Source organism: Litoreibacter arenae DSM 19593, from assembly GCF_000442275.2.
Lineage (GTDB): Bacteria > Pseudomonadota > Alphaproteobacteria > Rhodobacterales > Rhodobacteraceae > Litoreibacter > Litoreibacter arenae.
In genome coordinates this window covers 760,490-777,627 of record NZ_KE557314.1, presented here as the reverse complement: position 1 = coordinate 777,627, position 17,138 = coordinate 760,490, and the positions used below count along the sequence as shown (strand labels likewise).

Below are 17,138 nucleotides of genomic sequence, written 5' to 3'. Positions count from 1 at the left end.
ATTGATATTCAACAACTGGGCGCAGCGCGGTCCTTCGCAACCTGCCGCAATGCGCCACGCAAAGCACGTGCTTGGGGCGCTTCTGTCAGGCTGGGTTTTTCATCAAAGCCCATGCGGCTCATAGCTTCTGCTTCCTGTGGGTGCTTATCCAAGACTAGAGAGGTCCAGATCAGCGCCATCAGCTCGCGTTTGCTGCCCGAAGCATCACCAAGCAGCGACAGGGCGGGTAGCAGCACTTGCTCGATGGCGTCGAAATCGGTGCCCAGCGGAAAGTCCGGCAGCAGCGTGTCGCGATAGGGCGCGAGCCAGGTTGCAAGTGCGTCTGGCGTATTGTTACGGCGGTCCTGCGGCACTTCGGCGTCCGGTGAGACCTTGCCCGCGTCTTTCGCGGTTTGCAAAAGCCCTTCTTGAAACCGGCTGTCCGCGATGGCGATCAGGCGTTTGATGACCTCTTCGTCTGTCTGCCCGCGCAGGTCTGCGGTGCCGTATTCCGTCACCACGATATCGCGCATGTGTCGCGGCACCGTGGTGACGGCCAACTGCCAGACGATGTTCGACGTGACCTTGCCGCCGCTGGTTCGGGTTGCGGGCAGCGTCAGGATGACCCGCCCGTCTTTCAAAGTCAGCGCCTGTTCGACGAAGTTCACCTGACCGCCGACCCCGCTGACAACCTGTCCGGGCTTCGCGGAATCCGACATGGCGTCGCCCAGCAAGCTAACCTGCATCGCGCCGTTGACGAAGCGCGCATGAATGCGGGCGGCTCGTTTGGCATCTTCGTCGCCGTAAAGCTGGTTGGTATAGCTCACCGGCTTCATCGCGATTTTCGCGCGTTTGGCAGGGTCCATATCGCGCAGCTTCTGATACATATCCCGCGCCTCGACGAAGAAGCCGGCGTGGATCGCCGCGCCGTCTACCTCGCGGCGGATGACACCCCCTTCGAACAGCGCAAGCAACCCGCCGACAAGCATTTCGGTGACGCCGTATAGGCCGGTCTCGAAGGGCGCGACTCCGTCGCCCTTCATCGGGAACGGGGCGGATTCCCATACCGGCCCCAGTGCGGAGCGGTCACGGAGCAGCAGCGCATTCGCCACCGCGTCGCCGATCGCACCTATGCCGATCTGCAAGGTGCCGCCATCTTTGACCAAGCGCGAGACATGCAGCCCGATAGCGTGCTGGGCGTCAGATACGGGTCTGCGCACCGCCGAGAACAGGTCGAACTGTTCAGGCGGCGTCAGCATCATCTGGAACTCGTCCGCGCCCACCACGGCGTCCGCACCCTCCATGAACGGTAACGCATTGTTAACCTCACCGACCGCGATGAAGTCCATCCGGCGCGCGCGGCGTGCGGTGAACAGGTCAGCGGAAATGTCGGTATTGCACGAAAGGCTGAACCGCTCACCGTCCTGCGCTACCAGTTGCGACAGCACATTGGGTTTTTGCGCAATCAGCACGTCGCGGGCATGTGTGTAATTGGCCGAGATGTAGTGCCGCTGGGCGTATTTGTTGCCAAGCCAGGTGCCCGCCTGAAAGAAGAACTCCGACACCTTGATATTGTCTGGCAGCCCATGGCCGTGGATCATGTTAGCGTAAAGCAATGACGGGTAGGCCCCGAACAACCGGTCCATCGCTGGTTCCAGAAACCGCTTCTCGATGTCAGACTCGGATTGTGGGCGTTGCAAGGTGAGCGCGGTGAAGATCGACAGTTTAAGTGCGGGATCGGCGACAGCCGCCCGCGTCAGCGCGTTGACCAGTGTGACGGGTTTGCCCAAACCCAAGGGCAGAGCCAATCGCACCTCGCCGCCGGTCTGGCGAAAGATGGCCTGCGCCATCGCGTCCGCGTCATCGAACTGCTCGGGCGTACTAGCCAAGAGTTTGCCAGCCCTCATCAGGGGTGAAACGTGGCCCGTGGGCTTTCTCAAGCTCTTTCAGTTTTTCCACGATTTCCTGAACGCCGCGGGCACGCGCATAGTGCATCGGACCACCACGAAACGGTGCCCAGCCCGTCGCGAATATCATTGCTCCGTCCACCTGATCCTCACTTTCAGCCACGCCAAGGCGCAGCACCTCCACACAGGCGTCCAGCATCGGCAGGATAAGCCGGTCGGTCAAGTCGTCGGGCGCCTCCCGATCGCTATCCGGATGCGGTGTTCCGTCGGACCATACGTAGAAGCCATCGCCGGTTTTCTTGCCCAGATCGCCAGCTTCGACCTTGTCGCGCAGCGTTTGGGAGATGTCAGCCATGGGCTTTTCCAGATTGTCGCGCAGGGATTCCGCGACATGCAGCCCGATGTCCAAGCCAACCTGATCGGCCAGCGTGACTGGCCCCATCGGCATCCCGAAGCGCAGGGCGGCGGTGTCGATCACCTCTTTCGGGACGCCTTCATCCATCAAAACCATCGCCTCCATCAGATACGGGGTCAGCGCACGATTGACGACGAAGCCTGGATAGTCCCCGACCTTTGCGGGCAGCTTCCCGATCTGGCCGCAAAACGCGGCGAGGCGTTTCGCGGTCTTGTCGCTGGTTGCGTCGCCCTGCACCACCTCGACCAGATCGACCTTCGAGACGGGGTTGAAGAAGTGAAGCCCGGCAAAGCGCGACTTGGAGGGCGCGTGGGAGGCCAGTTTATCCACCGACAGGCTGGAAGTATTTGACGCAAGGATCGCGCCGGACTTCATCTTGCCTTTCAGGTCGGCATAGATCTTTTCCTTCAGTTCCATCCGCTCGGGGGCTGCCTCAATAATCAGGTCGGCGCGGCTGATCCCGTACCCCTTCGGATCAGGCATGAGTCGGTCCAAGGCGTCGCGGGTCTCGATGCCGCTCAGATGCTTGTCCTTACAAATCTCCACGGCCTGCTTCACCGCGCGGCCCAGCGGATCGGTGTCCACGTCGCCCAAGGTCACGCGTTTTCCTTTGATCGCCGACATCGCCGCGATTTCGGCACCCATGGCGCCCGCTCCAATAACGTGCACATGAGATATGTCATCCTCCCCCCGTCCGGCATCCTTCAACTTCTGACGCAGGAAAAAGACGCGTCGCAGGTTTTTGGAGGTGTCGGTCTTCAGCAGCTTGGCGAAACTCTCGATTTCGCCGCGCTGCATTTCCTTGCGGTCGTCGCCGTATTCCTCCCACAGGTCGATCAGAGCGTAGGGCGCAGGGTAGTGTTCCTTCGGAGCTTTCTTTTTGGTCTGGCTGCGCATCTGACGAGCTGCAAAACTACGGGCCTGCTCGAATCCCAGCGCACGGGCTTTCAGGCCCTGTTCATGCTGGTCGATTTTGCCGTCCGCTGCGGCGTCTACCGCGGCGGCGACGTGGCGTTCCTCGACGACCTTGTCCGCAATACCCAGCGACTTCGCGCGTTTGGTATGCGCGGTCTTGCCGGTCAACATCATGGTCATGGCCTCAGTCGGATCAATCAGCGCAGGCAGGCGGAAAGTGCCGCCAAGGCCCGGATGCAGGCCCAACTGAACCTCTGGAAACCCGAACGAGGCACCTGGCGTCGCGATGCGGTAGTCGCAGGCCAGTGCCAGTTCAAATCCCGCACCAAGTGCCGCGCCATGGACGATGCAGATGGTCGGACAGGGTAGCGCCTCGATCCGGTCCAGCACCTCATGGCCCTGCTTCAGCAGGTCAACCGCGCCTTCGTCCGACATGGCATCAAAGCTCGTGATGTCCGCCCCGGCAGCAAAGCCCGCTTCCTTGGCCGAACGGATGACAACCGCCTTTGGCATGTCCTCTTCGGCGGCCTTCACATGGGTCTCCAACTCGCGGATGACGTCTTCCGAGATCGTGTTGACACTGCTGTCCTTCTTGTCGAGCACCAGCCACAAGATGCCGTCTGCATCGCGGCCGGTGCGCCAATTGTCGCCGTGATCGGCGGCGGCGCCCAATTCCAGCTTTGTTTCGCCAAGGAATTCCAAAACATGTCCGGTCATTGTACCGCCTCCAACAACATCGCTCCGCCCAGTCCACCGCCGATGCACTCCGTCGCGATGCCACGTTTCGCGCCGCGTTTTTTCATGGCGTTGGCAAGGTGCAGCAAGATGCGGTTGCCGCTGGTGCCGACAGGGTGGCCCAGCGATATGGCCCCGCCATCCACGTTGAGCCGGTCTCGGTCGATGCGCCCGAAAGCATCATCAAAGCCAAGAACCTCGCGGCAGAACTCGGCGTCGTTCCACGCGGCAAGGCAGGACAGCACCTGCGCAGCGAAGGCCTCGTTCAACTCCCATAGGTCGATATCGCCGACATCAAACCCATGGCGTTGAATGATCGGTGTCGCGGACATCACCGGCCCTAGCCCCATGATCGACGGGTCCAGCCCCGCCCACTCGCTGTCCTTGATCTCGGCCAGTGGCTCCAGCCCGTGGGCCTCCACCGCCTGCTCAGAGGCGAGGATGCACCAGCTTGCGCCATCTGTGATCTGGCTGGAGTTGCCCGCGGTCACCTTGCCATAGGGCGGCTCGAACACGGGTTTGGGCTTGGCGAGCCCCTCCATGTCACTGTCGGGCCGCACCCCGTCGTCGTGGTCGTAAACAGTTCCGTCGCGGTCGAAGGCGGGCATGACCTCGTCAGCCAGTGTTCCGTCCTCTTGCGCCGCAGCTAAGCGGTGGTGGCTTTGCATGGCGTAGGTGTCCGCTGCTTTACGGTCGATGTTGAAATGATGTGCCAGAACTTCGGCCGTCTGGCCCATGGACAGGGTCGTGATGGGGTCAGTGAGGCCGCGTTCCAGTCCGACAACGGGCTTGAAGAACTCCGGCTTTATACCCGCCATGGCTTTCGCTTGATCCAACGGACCTTTGGCCGCGTTCATGCGTCCGAACCATTCAACGGCGGAGGAGCGCAGCGTCAGCGGCGCATGGCTTAAAGCCTCCGCGCCGCCCGCAAGGATCATCTGGTGACTGCCATCGCGGATGTAGCGGTAGGCGGTGTCGATGCTTTGCATGCCCGAGCCGCAGTTGATCTGGACTGTGAAGGCCACCGTGCGCTCCGGCAGGCCGAGGCGCAGGGCAGCGACGCGGGCAGGGTTCATTTCGTCGGCGATCACATTGACGCAGCCAAGGATAACCAGATCAATGGCCTCGCTGGAGAACGGTTGACGTGCCAGCAACGGCCTTCCCGCTTGAACCGCCAGATCAACCGGAGTGAACGGGCCGGGCCCGGTCCTGGCCTTTAGAAACGGGGTGCGGGCCCCGTCGACAAGAAATACGCGCTGACCTTTGTTATTCATTCTGCGGCCTCCTTCGGCGTGGCGGGATAAGCGCCCGCCTCTTTGACGCTGTGGTCCTTGAAGTAACGGGACAACTCCTCCGGCGTGAACTCGTCCACGGCGACCACGCGGGAAACCAGCTTGTTCATCTCTTCGATTTCCGCCATTTCCGCGTCACTCAACAGTCCGGCTTCCAACGCTTCCTGTGGTGTTCGCTTGGCGTCGCGCAGGCGCTTCATCACGGGGGCCATTTCGGTGACCTTGACATAACACTCGTTCAGCACCTTGACGCCGTCACGGTTGCAGCCTTCGTGTATACGACCCGTAATCCGGTCGCGGGTGGCGGAAGGCTCGTAGATCAGGTCGCTGCATTCGGCGACCAACCTGTCGTCGGGGCCACGCGCCGTGGCACCGGGCCAGGTCAGGAAACGGAGCACCCAAGCAGCCCAGCGTGCGGGCAGGTTCACAATGACCTCGTCCAAGGCGGTCTGGATGCGCTGGAACGCATCTGCGGCAGCGTATTGCAGCACCGGCAGGTCGGCTTCTTGCCGTCCCTCGTCCTCCCAGCGTTTGAGCGCGGCGGAGAGGATATACATCTCCGACAGGATGTCGCCCATGCGGCCCGAAATCATCTCTTTCCGCTTGAGCGCACCACCCAAGGTCAGGAAAGCGAAGTCGGCGGTGAGCGCGTAGGCAGCGGACCAGCGCGATAGCTGTCGATAGATCGGCGTGGCCTTCCCTGCGTCGGGTGCCGGAGCGAACCGCCCGCCGGTCAGGGCGCGGCCCCATGCGCGGAACAGCGTTTTCGTCGTATGTCCGACATGCGCCCAGAAGCTTTTGTCAAACTTTTCCAGTGAGGTTTGCGGGTCATCTTCCTGAAGCGCCAGCATGTTGTCGAGCATATGCGGGTGCGCACGGATGGACCCTTGGCCAAAGATAATCAGGCTACGGGTGACGATATTGGCGCCCTCCACCGTGATGCCGATGGGGACGGCGCGATATAGCGGGAGCAGGTAATTCGACGGCCCGTCGATAACCGCCTTGCCCGAATGCACGTCCATCGCGTCGTTCAAAGCCTCACGCATGCGGTAAGTCGCGTGAGCTTTCATGATCGCCGAGATCACGGATAGAGCCCGCCCTTCGTCAAGGCCCGCGCAGGTCAGGTGCCGCGCGGCGTCCATGGCGTAGGCATCGGCGGCCAATCGGCCCAGACGCGCCTGGACACCGCCAAATTTGCCGATGGGCAGATTGAATTGCTGGCGAATGCGCGCGTAAGCCCCCGTTGTATGCGCGGACAGGGCGATGGCGGCGCAGCCCATCGAGGGCAGAGAAATTCCGCGACCAGCAGCCAGCGCGGACATCAGCATCATCCAGCCTTTACCCGCGTAATCCGGGCCGCCAATAATGTTGTCGATGGGGATGAACACGTCCTTGCCGGTGGTCGGTCCGTTCATGAACATGGTCGAGGACGGCAGGTGACGACGCCCGATATCAACGCCTTCCAGATCGGTGGGGACAAGCGCACAGGTGATCCCGATATCTTCGGTGTCTCCCAGCAAGCCGTCTGGGTCACGCAGCTTGAATGCCAGACCAAGCACCGTGCAGACCGGTGACAACGTGATGTAGCGCTTGGCCCAGTTCAGGCGGATGCCAAGCACCTCCTCGCCGTCCCATTGCCCTTTGCAGATCACGCCTTCATCTACCATGGCAGAGGCGTCTGATCCGGCCTCGGCGCTGGTCAGCCCGAAGGCAGGAAGTTCGCGACCATCTGTCAGACGCGGAAGCCAGTAGTCCTTTTGCTCGTCCGTGCCGAACTGGTGCAGCAATTCGCCCGGCCCCAAGGAGTTCGGCACCATGACCGTCACGGCGGCAGCGACGGAGCGAGTGGAGATGAAGCGCACGATTTCCGAATGGGCAAAGGCCGAGAATTCCAGCCCGCCATGCGACTTGGGGATGATCATGCCGAAGAACTTGTTGTCGCGCAGGAACTGCCAGACCTCCGGCGGCAGGTCGCCGTCCTCGTGGTTGATCTTCCAGTCGTCGATCATGCCGCACAGCTCCTGGCACGGTCCGTCGAAGAACGCCTGTTCCTCGTCGCTGAGCTTCGGGGCTTTCACGTCATGCAGTTTGGACCAATCAGGATTGCCGGAAAACAACTCCGCCTCCCACCAGACTTCGCCGGCGGTCAGCGCCTCGCTTTCGGTTTGGGACAGCGCGGGCAACACGCCCTTCGCCCATTTGTGAATTGGCTTGGTGAGTATTCTTGCGCGAAAACTGGTCATGATGGCTTCCTCCGTAAGACCAACGCCGCTTGGTGCTTTTTGGTTCCGGAAATTGACCGCACGGCGACCAGCTTCAAAGCCGGTATGAGCGAGCTATGCCGCCTACGTGAATTTCCGAAACAGTTTGGTCTGATCGAACATATCCTCCAACGCCTCCATCCGGTCGCGGGTGTCGGCCCAAAGAAGATCCTGCACGGCCGAGATCATCGTCTCGATCAACAATAGCGGCATAACGGCAGAATCCCATGCGGATGGTACCACGATTCGACTGCTGAAGCAGATGTCGGACAGACTATGCACCGGAGAGCGCCACTGGTCGGTGAGCAGGATGATCTTGGACCCGCGCGCATGCACCATTTCTGCAAGTTTCAGGGTGTTGTTCTCGTAGCGACGCACATCGCAGATCACCACGACGTCGCCTTCTTTGATGTCCAGCAGATGGTGGGGCCAGGTGTTGGATGTGGACTGGACGTGAATGACGCCGGGGCGGATCACCTGCATATGCAGATAGAGATATTCGGCAATCGTATGGGAGATACGCCCGCCCACAATATAGACCGCTCGACCCGTGTCGGCCATCAGGGCGCAGGCCTCGTCAAAGGCATCCGGTTCGATCTGCGCCAGCGAATGGCGGATGTTGTCGATGACGGCATCGGTAAACCGGTTGAGGACATGCCCGGATGGCGCGCCTTCGGTCCATGTGTCGTGCTTGGCGATGGGGTTTTTCGCCTTGGCGCGCAGTTCCTCGCGCAGCTCTGCCTGAAATTCCGGATATCCGCTGAACCCCAGTTTCTGCACCATACGCAGCACGGTCGGCCCCGAAACCTGCGCATCTTTTGCCAAGGCCGACAACGGCCCAAGGCCGCTGGCAGGGTAGTTCTCCAGAATTGCATGGGCCAGTTGCCGCTCTGCCCTTGTGAGGGTGTCGAGTCCGCTCTGGATGCGGTCCGCTATGGTCAGATCTGAATGGGCCAAGGAGGAATCGCCTCGTTTGATAGGTATCATTACATGACTACACGAGATGTATCATACATTACAAATATGAGTTGACAGAATCTCCAGACGCCCCGAATGTTGATGAAACTGGGGGTGAGAGTGCAGCAGATATTGCCATCTGGACAAGGTGTGGTGGTGAATACCGTGCGGGGCGCGTCGGACGTCGTGCTGGTGTGCGAACATGCCTCTGCCTACATCCCGCCTGCGCTGAACAACCTGGGGCTGCGCGAGCAGGACCGCCTGAGTCACGCCGCCTGGGATATTGGCGCATTGGCCGTGGCGGAGCGAATGGCGCGGATCATGGACGCGACGCTTGTGTCCGGAGCCGTGTCGCGGCTGGTCTATGATTGCAACCGCCCGCCCGATGCACCCGACGCGATGCCGGAGCGGAGCGAGAGGATCGCCGTGCCGGGCAATGTCGGTTTGAGCGCCAGCGCACGGGCGGAGCGCGTGGCGACCTATTACCAACCTTTCCGGCAGGCGCTGGGCGACGCCATTTCCGCCTGTGCCAAACCCGCGATCGTGACAATCCACAGCTTCACGCCGCTTTACCACGGTAAACCGCGGGAGGTTGAAATCGGGTTGCTGCACGACAGCGACAGCAGGCTGGCCGACGCCATGCTTGCGCTCGCCCCCGGACATACCGTGATGAACACCCAGCGCAACGCGCCATACGGCCCTGAGGACGGTGTGACCCACACGCTGAAGGAACACGCGCTGCCGGGCGGGCATTTGAACGTGATGATAGAGGTCCGCAACGATCTTATCGCGACTAAGGGGCAGCAAGACCTGATGGCGGAAATGCTTTCCGACTGGACTTCGGCTGCGCTTGAGAAGGCGCGTGGGGATCACGATGCGTAACGTCGCGCACCGGTTCATCGGCGCTGTCGACGCCCTCAACTACCGCTTGGGGCGAGTCGTGATGTACGGCATCTTCGTCTTGATGGGCATCCTGATCTGGTCCTCGGTCAGCAAAACGTTTTTCCTGCCGTCGCTGTGGACGCTGGAGTTGGCCCAGTTCGCCATGGTCTCCTACTACATTCTGGGCGGCCCGTATTCGTTGCAGCTGGGCTCCAACGTGCGGATGGACCTTTTATATGGCGCATGGTCGCCGCGCAAGAAGGCTTGGGCTGACGTCATCACTGTGTTGTTCCTGATCTTCTACCTGTGCGTGATGATCTACGGCGCGGTCGGGTCGACCGCCTATTCGTTGGGTTACTGGGGAAGCGAGCCGTTTTCATTCTTTGGCGGGCTGATTACCGGCAGCTCTGAGATCGGGCGAATGGAAACCTCACCCTCGGTGTGGAGCCCGTGGATGTGGCCCATCAAGGCAATCATGGTGCTGGGCCTGTTCCTGATGTTGTTGCAATGCGTGTCCGAGCTTCTCAAGGACGTTTTGCGACTGAAGGGTGAAGCGATCTGATGCCCTATGAAATGATCGCCACGCTGATGTTCGCGACGATGATGCTGATGCTACTGACGGGGCAGCGGGTGTTCGGGGCTATCGGCTTTGTCGCGGTGGTGGCGGCGCTGCTGCTCTGGGGCGACAAGGGCGGATACGATATCGGCTTTTCGGCGGCGATGAAGTTGATGAAGTGGTATCCGCTACTGACGCTGCCGATGTTCATCTTCATGGGCTACGTGTTGTCGGAATCTCGTATCGCCGATGACCTCTACAAGATGTTCCATGTCTGGATGGGCGGCCTGCGGGGCGGCCTGGCGATTGGCACGATCGGGTTGATGGTGCTGATCTCCGCCATGAACGGGCTTAGCGTCGCGGGGATGGCAATCGGCTCGACCATTGCGCTGCCGGAGCTTTTGAAGCGCGGCTATGACAAGCGCATGGTGACGGGCGTCATACAGGCAGGGTCCAGTCTTGGCATCCTCGTGCCGCCCTCTGTCGTACTGGTCCTCTACGCGATGATCGCGCGTCAACCGGTGGGGCAGTTATGGCTCGCGGGCGTCGTTCCGGGGCTGATGATGGCGTCGATGTTCATCGCCTACATCGTCATCCGCTGTTGGAAAAACCCGGTGCTGGGGCCGGTGCTCGACGCATCCGAGCGCGACATTCCAAGGGCCGAGAAACTGCGCCTGCTGCGGGCGGGCATCCTGCCCATAGTGATATTCGCGGTGATGATGGTGCCTTTCGTGAACGGCTGGACGTCGCTGGTAGAAAGCTCGGCCATCGGTGCGCTGGCGGCGTTCCTCGCGGCGATCTTCAAGGGGCGGATGACCCGGGAGGTGTTCGAAAACTCGGTGCGTAATACATTGGGCATCACCTGCATGTTCATGTGGATCATTCTGGCCGCGCTGGCCTTCGGCGCGGTGTTTGACGGGCTGGGCGCGGTCAAGGCGATCGAGGGGCTGTTTACCGAGCGGCTGAACCTGTCGCCATGGACGATCCTGATCCTGATGCAACTGTCGTTCATCCTGATGGGGACGTTTCTGGACGACACCGCGATGCTGGTGATCGTCGCGCCGCTTTACGTGCCGCTGGTGGGCGAGCTGGGGTTCGACCTGATCTGGTACGGCATCCTTTATACTATCACCACGCAGATCGCCTATATGACGCCGCCCTTCGGCTATAACCTGTTCCTAATGCGGGCGATGGCCCCGCCCGAGATCACGTTGCGCGACATCTATGCGTCGATCACGCCCTTCGTGCTGGTGATGGTCGCGGCACTGGCGTTGGTCATGATCTTCCCGGCAATCGCCACATGGCTGCCCGGCTATATTTACGGAAATTAACAATCAGTGCCGGAGTAACCGGCCACATAATCGACCAACCAAAGGAGAGAAGTCATGACCACCAGACGTAAGTTCATCAAAGGGGCCGCCGTGCTGCCCGCTGCTGGCCTTGCCGCGCCGGCGCTGGCCCAATCCAAGATCACATGGCGTTTGCAGACCTATGCGGGTGCCGCACTGGCCGAGCATGTCATCAAGCCCGCTATCGACAGCTTCAATAAGATCGCGGGCGACGAGATGCAGATCGAGTTGTACTTCGCCGACCAGCTGGTGCCCACGGGCGAGCTGTTTCAGGCGATGCAGCGCGGCACTATCGACGCGGTGCAATCCGATGACGACAGCATGGCGTCGCCCACTGATGTGACGGTGTTCGGCGGCTACTTCCCCTTCGCCTCGCGCTACAGTCTCGACGTGCCTGTGTTGTTCAACCAATACGGTCTGAACGAAATCTGGGACGAGGAATACTCGGCCCTTGGCGTCAAGCATATCAGCGCTGGCGCGTGGGACCCCTGTCACTTCGCCACCAAGGAGCCGATCCGCAGCCTGAAGGATCTGGAAGGCAAGCGGGTCTTTACCTTCCCGACCGCCGGGCGCTTCATGTCACAATTCGGCGTAATCCCGGTCAACCTGCCGTGGGAAGACATCGAAGTCGCGGTGCAAACCGGCGAGCTGGATGGCATCGCATGGTCCGGCATCACCGAGGACTACACGGTCGGCTGGGCCGATGTGACCAACTACTTCCTGACGAACAACATCTCCGGCGCATGGGCAGGATCGTTCTTCGCCAATATGGAGCGTTGGAACGAATTGCCGCCGAACTTGCAGGAATTGTTGCGAGTTTGCATGGATCAGTCACACTACTATCGCCAATGGTGGTACTGGGGTGGCGAAGCCGACCTGCGGGTCAACGGCACCAAGATGGAGCTGACCACAATCCCCGACGAGGAGTGGCAGACCGTCGAAGACGCCGCGTTGAAATTCTGGGACGAAATCGCTGCCGAAAGCCCGACAAAGGCAAAGGTTGTCGAGATCCTCAAGAAGTACAACGCTGACATGGTCAAAGCCGGTCGGCCTTACCGCTACGGCCAGTCATAAACCTGACGGGTGGCCGCTTCGGCGGCCTCCCTCTCTTCTGAACATTGGACACCAAGAACATGCCCTGTACGCTCAGCTTCGAAGACCTCAAGACACAAACCAAGGACGGCACGATAGATACGGTGCTGGTCTGCATGGTGGACATGCAGGGCCGCCTGATGGGCAAGAGGTTCCACGCCGCAAATTTCGTCGAGACGTCCTATAAGGAAACCCATTGCTGCAACTACCTGTTGGCAACCGATCTGGCGATGGCGACCCCTCCGGGATATGCCTCGACCTCGTGGCAGGCAGGATATGGCGACTACGTGATGAAGCCCGATTTGGACACGATCCGTCCTGTTCCGTGGCTGGACGGCACCGCGATGGTTTTGTGTGATGTGCTGGACCATCACGACGAGCCGGTGCCGCATTCCCCCCGCGCCGTTCTGAAAAAGCAGATCGCGCGGTTGGACGAGTTGGGTTTCGAGGCGATGATGGCGACGGAGTTGGAGTTCTTCCTGTTCGCCGACAGTCTTGAAGCGCTGCGTGATGGCGGGTTCCGCGACCTCAAACCGATCAGCGGCTACAACGAGGATTATCACATCTTCCAGACCACCAAGGAAGAAAGCGTCATGCGCCCGTTGCGCAACCACCTGCACGCGGCGGGTGTGCCCGTCGAAGGCACCAAAGGCGAGGCGGAAGCCGGTCAGCAAGAGCTGAACATTCGCTATTCCCCCGCGCTGGATTGCGCCGACTATCACTCCATCGCGAAACACGCGATCAAGGAAATCGCGTGGCAGCAGGGGGTCTCGGTGACGTTCCTGCCCAAGTGGCACCATGACCGCGTCGGCTCGTCTAGCCATGTGCATCAATCGCTTTGGAAGGACGGTGAGGCGGCGTTTGCTGATGCGTCCGACGAGCTTGGCATGTCCGACTTGATGAAACACTACATGGCCGGGCTGATCGCTAATGCGCCGGACTACACCTATTTTCTGGCCCCCTACGTGAACAGCTACAAGCGCTTCGCCAAGGGCACCTTTGCGCCGACCAAGACCGTCTGGTCGGTGGACAACCGCACCGCAGGCTTCCGTTTGTGCGGGGCGGGAACCAAGGGCGTGCGTGTGGAGTGCCGTATCGGCGGGTCCGACCTGAACCCCTATCTTGCGCAAGCGGCCATGCTGGCGGCGGGCATCAAAGGGATCGAGGATAAAATGGTGCTTGCGCCGCCCACCACAGGCGACGTCTATGAGGACGCGAAAGCGGATGACATTCCACAAACCCTGCGCGATGCGACGGACAAACTGCGCGGCTCTGCCTTTTTGCGGGAGGTCATGGGCGACGATGTGGTGGACCATTACACCCGTTGCGCGGAATGGGAGCAGGAAGAATTCGACCGCGTCGTGACCGACTGGGAAATTGCACGCGGGTTCGAGCAGGCCTGAGGATAAGGTGAAAGCAAATGAGCAAAACGATAAAATGCATCTCTCCGATTGACGGGTCCGTCTATGCCGAACGGGACTGCCTGAGCAAAGACGCCGCACGTGACGCCGTCGCCCGCGCCCGCAAAGCGCAAAAGGACTGGGCCGCGCGTCCGCTGGAAGAACGCACGCGGCTGGTGATGGGAGCGATCGACCAGATTGACGCCAGCCGGGACCGTATGGTGACGGAGCTTGCGCATCAGATGGGACGCCCTGTGCGGTATGGCGGGGAGTTCGGCGGTTTGCAGGAACGCGCGGCCTATATGGCAAAGATCGCCAAGGACGCGCTGGCCCCCACCGTGATCGAGGACAGTGACAGTTTCACCCGCAAGATCACCCGCGAGCCGCATGGCGTGGTCTTTGTCGTTGCCCCTTGGAACTACCCCTATATGACCGCCAACAACACGATTGCGCCCGCGTTGATTGCGGGGAATGTGGTGATCCTGAAACATGCCTCCCAGACCATTCTGGTGGGGGAGCATCTGGCTGATGCTTACCATGCCGCCGGAGTGCCGAAGGACGTGTTCCAGAACATCGTGCTGGACCATGACACAACCTCGGCGCTGATCGCGGATGACGCGTTCGACTTTATCAACTTCACCGGCTCCATAGGTGGCGGTCAGGCGATGGAACACGCTGCGGCGGGAACGTTTACCGGCGTCGCGACCGAACTTGGCGGCAAAGATCCCGGCTATGTCCGCCACGATGCCAATCTGGACGCCGCCGTGGACACGCTGATGGATGGCGCGATGTTCAACGCGGGACAATGCTGCTGCGGGATCGAGCGCATTTATGTGCATGAGACGCTCTATGACGCGTTCGTGGAAAAGGCGGTGGCTTGGGTGAACCAGCTCAACCTCGGTAACCCGCTGGACGAGGCAACGACGCTTGGCCCGATGGCCAATGTCCGTTTCGCCCAAGAGGTCCGCGCCCAGATTGACGAGGCGCTTGCAGACGGGGCGACCGCCCATATCGAGAAGATGCCTGCCGACGATGGCGGGGCATACCTGACGCCACAGGTGCTGACCGATGTGACCCACGACATGCGCGTGATGCGTGATGAAAGCTTCGGCCCGGTGGTTGGCATTATGCCTGTGAAGGACGACGCGGAAGCCGTGGCGCTGATGAATGACAGCCGGTTCGGTCTGACCGCCGCGATTTTCACTGCCGACGCGGGGGCGGCCGAAGCCATAGCCGGGCAATTGGAAACCGGCACTGTGTTCATGAACCGCGCCGACTATCTCGACCCCGCCTTGTGCTGGACCGGATGCAAGCAAACAGGGCGCGGCGAGGGGCTGTCCGAGTTGGGCTACCACGCGCTGACCCGCCCCAAATCCTATCATTTCAAGAAAGCCTGAGACATGACTGTGAAAGCAAACTGGTCTTACCCGACCGCGATCCGTTTCGGCGCAGGTCGCATATCCGAGATCGTTGACGCCTGTGCGGCAGCGGGCATCGAGAGCCCTCTATTGGTCACCGACAAGGGGTTGGCCGGATTACCGATCACCCAAGGCACGCTTGACCTGATGGACGCCGCCGGTCTGGGCCGCGCGATTTTCTCGGATGTGGACCCGAACCCGACCGAGCAGAATGTCGACGCAGGGGTGCGTGCCTATCGCGACGGCGGTCATGACGGTGTGATCGCTTTTGGCGGCGGCTCCGGCCTTGATTTGGGGAAGGTCGTCGCCTTCATGGCGGGACAGACCCGACCGCTGTGGGATTTCGAGGATATCGGCGACTGGTGGACACGCGCCGATGCCGATGCGATTGCGCCCATCGTTGCCGTGCCGACAACTGCCGGAACTGGGTCGGAAGTGGGGCGCGCCAGCGTCATCACCAATTCTGACACGCATGAGAAGAAGATCATCTTCCATCCGAAAATCCTGCCCACGGTCGTGATCTGCGATCCGGAATTGACGGTTGGCATGCCACCCGCGATTACCGCAGGCACGGGCATGGATGCCTTTGCGCATTGCCTGGAGGCGTTCTGCTCGCCGCATTACCACCCGATGTCTCAGGGCATCGCGCTGGAGGGGATGCGGCTGGTCAAGGACAACCTGCCCCGTGCCTATGCCGACGGCGCTGATCTGGAGGCGCGGGGGAACATGATGTCCGCCGCCGCTATGGGGGCCACGGCGTTTCAGAAGGGGCTAGGCGCCATTCACGCGCTGAGCCACCCGATAGGCGCGGTGCATCACACGCATCACGGGACGACCAATGCCGTGGTTATGCTGCCGGTGCTGGATTTCAACCGCCCTGCGGTCACCGAGCGGCTGGAAATGGCCGCCGCTTATCTTGGTATTTCCGGCGGCTTCGATGGCTTCCGCGACTATGTGCAGTTGCTGATAGGGAGCCTGTCGATCCCCGACAACCTGACTGACCTGGGGGTGAAAGACCCGGACATTGACGCGCTAGTCGAATCTGCCCTGCGCGATCCAAGCGTGGGCGGCAATCCGGTGGAAATGACAGCGGAGAACACCAAGGCGTTGCTGCTGGCGTGTTTCTAGTCCTTCCGCTTTTGCAGCAGGAGCGACGCCAGCCCAAGCAGCGCCGAGACCACGATCAGCAGCAGTGAGACCGCGTTCAGAACCGGCGTCGAGCCCAGCTTGAGCCGGTCGAACATGGTGATGGTCAGCGGCGCGTCGGAGCCGACGAGCATCAGCGTGGTGTTGAAGTTCTCGAAGCTCATCAACACTGCGACGACCCCTGCCGCCGCCATTGCCGGAAACAGAAACGGCAGGGTCACGGCCCGCACGGCCCCCCATCTGGTCGCGCCCAGATTCAGTGCGGCTTCCTCCAGACTGGGATCGAACTTTTGCAGGCGTGCCGAGATGACCAATGTGGCAAAGGTGGTGATGAACGAAAACTGACCGAGAATCACGAGGATCAGACCGGGGCGCAGGCCGTCGAACCACAGGCCGGTGGCGTCTTCCAGAAAGTTGGCGACCGAGGATGAGAACACAAGGATCGAGATGCCGAGGATGATGCCCGGAATGATCAGCGGCAGCAGCATCAGGATATAGAGGAAACCTTTGCCCCGGAACTCGTGACGCACGAACAGGAACGCGTTGCAGGTCCCGACGAACACCGCCAACAGCGACACCCAGAACGCCACTACGCCGGACGTTACGATAGAGCGCAAAATCGGGCGTTCGTGGAACACGCCGATATAAGGTGCCTCGGTGCCGAAAAACCACGCCCATGTGAACCCCTCCCAAGGCAGGGAGGGGAACACGCTGTTGTTAAATGCGAAGACGCAGACCGTCGCCAGCGGTAGGGCCAAATAGATGAAAAACAGCGTCACATAGGCCTTGTAGGCCCATCGGAAACCGGCGCTTTGGGGGATGCCTGTAATCATG

The 17,138-nt window shown here is 60.9% G+C and carries 13 protein-coding genes; 7 read left to right on the top strand and 6 right to left on the bottom strand.

The window, feature by feature from the left end; genetic code table 11:
* Positions 1 to 8: 8 nt before the first annotated feature.
* The 5 genes from THALAR_RS16120 to THALAR_RS16100 form a co-directional block, all read right to left on the bottom strand.
* A complete protein-coding gene (locus THALAR_RS16120) occupies positions 9 to 1,868 on the bottom strand; it encodes an acetyl-CoA hydrolase/transferase C-terminal domain-containing protein (RefSeq protein WP_245622464.1) in 1,860 nt (619 codons plus the stop codon).
* Positions 1,861 to 3,933: a 3-hydroxyacyl-CoA dehydrogenase NAD-binding domain-containing protein gene (locus tag THALAR_RS16115; RefSeq protein WP_021102660.1), complete on the bottom strand. Its 2,073-nt coding sequence runs from the start codon at positions 3,931 to 3,933 to the stop codon at positions 1,861 to 1,863. Before THALAR_RS16115 ends, THALAR_RS16120 begins: the two co-directional genes overlap by 8 nt.
* Positions 3,930 to 5,225 carry an acetyl-CoA C-acetyltransferase gene (locus tag THALAR_RS16110; RefSeq protein ID WP_021102659.1) on the bottom strand — a complete coding sequence of 432 codons (1,296 nt, stop codon included), beginning with the start codon at positions 5,223 to 5,225 and terminating at the stop codon, positions 3,930 to 3,932. Before THALAR_RS16110 ends, THALAR_RS16115 begins: the two co-directional genes overlap by 4 nt.
* The gene (locus THALAR_RS16105; RefSeq protein ID WP_021102658.1) at positions 5,222 to 7,486 is read right to left on the bottom strand and encodes an acyl-CoA dehydrogenase; all 2,265 of its coding nucleotides are present in this window, start codon (positions 7,484 to 7,486) and stop codon (positions 5,222 to 5,224) included. The genes THALAR_RS16110 and THALAR_RS16105 overlap by 4 nt, the downstream gene beginning before the upstream one ends.
* Positions 7,487 to 7,588: 102 nt before the next feature.
* On the bottom strand, positions 7,589 to 8,491 hold the full coding sequence (locus tag THALAR_RS16100) for a MurR/RpiR family transcriptional regulator (RefSeq protein WP_407638177.1): 903 nt from the start codon (positions 8,489 to 8,491) through the stop codon (positions 7,589 to 7,591).
* Positions 8,492 to 8,557: 66 nt separating this feature from the next.
* Here THALAR_RS16100 and THALAR_RS16095 point away from each other — a divergent pair, with 66 nt between their 5' ends.
* From THALAR_RS16095 to THALAR_RS16065, 7 genes are read left to right on the top strand one after another with little or no spacing between them, the layout of a single operon-like run.
* Positions 8,558 to 9,343: an N-formylglutamate amidohydrolase gene (locus tag THALAR_RS16095; protein ID WP_021102656.1), complete on the top strand. Its 786-nt coding sequence runs from the start codon at positions 8,558 to 8,560 to the stop codon at positions 9,341 to 9,343.
* Positions 9,336 to 9,905 carry a TRAP transporter small permease subunit gene (locus THALAR_RS16090; RefSeq protein WP_021102655.1) on the top strand — a complete coding sequence of 190 codons (570 nt, stop codon included), beginning with the start codon at positions 9,336 to 9,338 and terminating at the stop codon, positions 9,903 to 9,905. The genes THALAR_RS16095 and THALAR_RS16090 overlap by 8 nt, the downstream gene beginning before the upstream one ends.
* Complete coding sequence (locus THALAR_RS16085) at positions 9,905 to 11,230, top strand: TRAP transporter large permease (RefSeq protein WP_021102654.1); 1,326 nt, start codon at positions 9,905 to 9,907, stop codon at positions 11,228 to 11,230. The genes THALAR_RS16090 and THALAR_RS16085 overlap by 1 nt, the downstream gene beginning before the upstream one ends.
* A gap of 54 nt (positions 11,231 to 11,284) precedes the next feature.
* Entirely contained in the window at positions 11,285 to 12,322 is a 1,038-nt protein-coding gene (locus THALAR_RS16080; RefSeq protein WP_021102653.1) for a TRAP transporter substrate-binding protein, read from the top strand.
* Positions 12,323 to 12,381: 59 nt separating this feature from the next.
* A complete protein-coding gene (locus THALAR_RS16075) occupies positions 12,382 to 13,743 on the top strand; it encodes a glutamine synthetase family protein (RefSeq protein ID WP_040819432.1) in 1,362 nt (453 codons plus the stop codon).
* A 17-nt stretch (positions 13,744 to 13,760) separates the two neighbouring features.
* Entirely contained in the window at positions 13,761 to 15,137 is a 1,377-nt protein-coding gene (locus tag THALAR_RS16070) for an aldehyde dehydrogenase family protein (RefSeq protein WP_021102651.1), read from the top strand.
* A gap of 3 nt (positions 15,138 to 15,140) precedes the next feature.
* Entirely contained in the window at positions 15,141 to 16,286 is a 1,146-nt protein-coding gene (locus THALAR_RS16065; protein WP_021102650.1) for an iron-containing alcohol dehydrogenase, read from the top strand.
* On the opposite strand, the gene THALAR_RS16060 is transcribed toward THALAR_RS16065, so the two are convergent.
* The gene (locus tag THALAR_RS16060; protein ID WP_021102649.1) at positions 16,283 to 17,137 is read right to left on the bottom strand and encodes an ABC transporter permease; all 855 of its coding nucleotides are present in this window, start codon (positions 17,135 to 17,137) and stop codon (positions 16,283 to 16,285) included. The genes THALAR_RS16065 and THALAR_RS16060 overlap by 4 nt on opposite strands.
* Between the last annotated feature and the right edge of the window lies 1 nt (position 17,138).

Excerpts from the sequence above, each read along its gene's own strand:
- THALAR_RS16105 (WP_021102658.1), bottom strand. The coding sequence starts at position 7,486 with ATGACCAGTTTTCGCGCAAGAATACTCACCAAGCCAATTCACAAATGG.
- THALAR_RS16110 (WP_021102659.1), bottom strand. The coding sequence starts at position 5,225 with ATGAATAACAAAGGTCAGCGCGTATTTCTTGTCGACGGGGCCCGCACC.
- THALAR_RS16085 (WP_021102654.1), top strand. The coding sequence starts at position 9,905 with ATGCCCTATGAAATGATCGCCACGCTGATGTTCGCGACGATGATGCTG.
- THALAR_RS16080 (WP_021102653.1), top strand. The coding sequence starts at position 11,285 with ATGACCACCAGACGTAAGTTCATCAAAGGGGCCGCCGTGCTGCCCGCT.
- THALAR_RS16075 (WP_040819432.1), top strand. The coding sequence starts at position 12,382 with ATGCCCTGTACGCTCAGCTTCGAAGACCTCAAGACACAAACCAAGGAC.
- THALAR_RS16100 (WP_407638177.1), bottom strand. The coding sequence starts at position 8,491 with ATGATACCTATCAAACGAGGCGATTCCTCCTTGGCCCATTCAGATCTG.
- THALAR_RS16065 (WP_021102650.1), top strand. The coding sequence starts at position 15,141 with ATGACTGTGAAAGCAAACTGGTCTTACCCGACCGCGATCCGTTTCGGC.
- THALAR_RS16095 (WP_021102656.1), top strand. The coding sequence starts at position 8,558 with ATGTTGATGAAACTGGGGGTGAGAGTGCAGCAGATATTGCCATCTGGA.
- THALAR_RS16115 (WP_021102660.1), bottom strand. The coding sequence starts at position 3,933 with ATGACCGGACATGTTTTGGAATTCCTTGGCGAAACAAAGCTGGAATTG.
- THALAR_RS16090 (WP_021102655.1), top strand. The coding sequence starts at position 9,336 with ATGCGTAACGTCGCGCACCGGTTCATCGGCGCTGTCGACGCCCTCAAC.
- THALAR_RS16060 (WP_021102649.1), bottom strand. The coding sequence starts at position 17,137 with ATGATTACAGGCATCCCCCAAAGCGCCGGTTTCCGATGGGCCTACAAG.
- THALAR_RS16070 (WP_021102651.1), top strand. The coding sequence starts at position 13,761 with ATGAGCAAAACGATAAAATGCATCTCTCCGATTGACGGGTCCGTCTAT.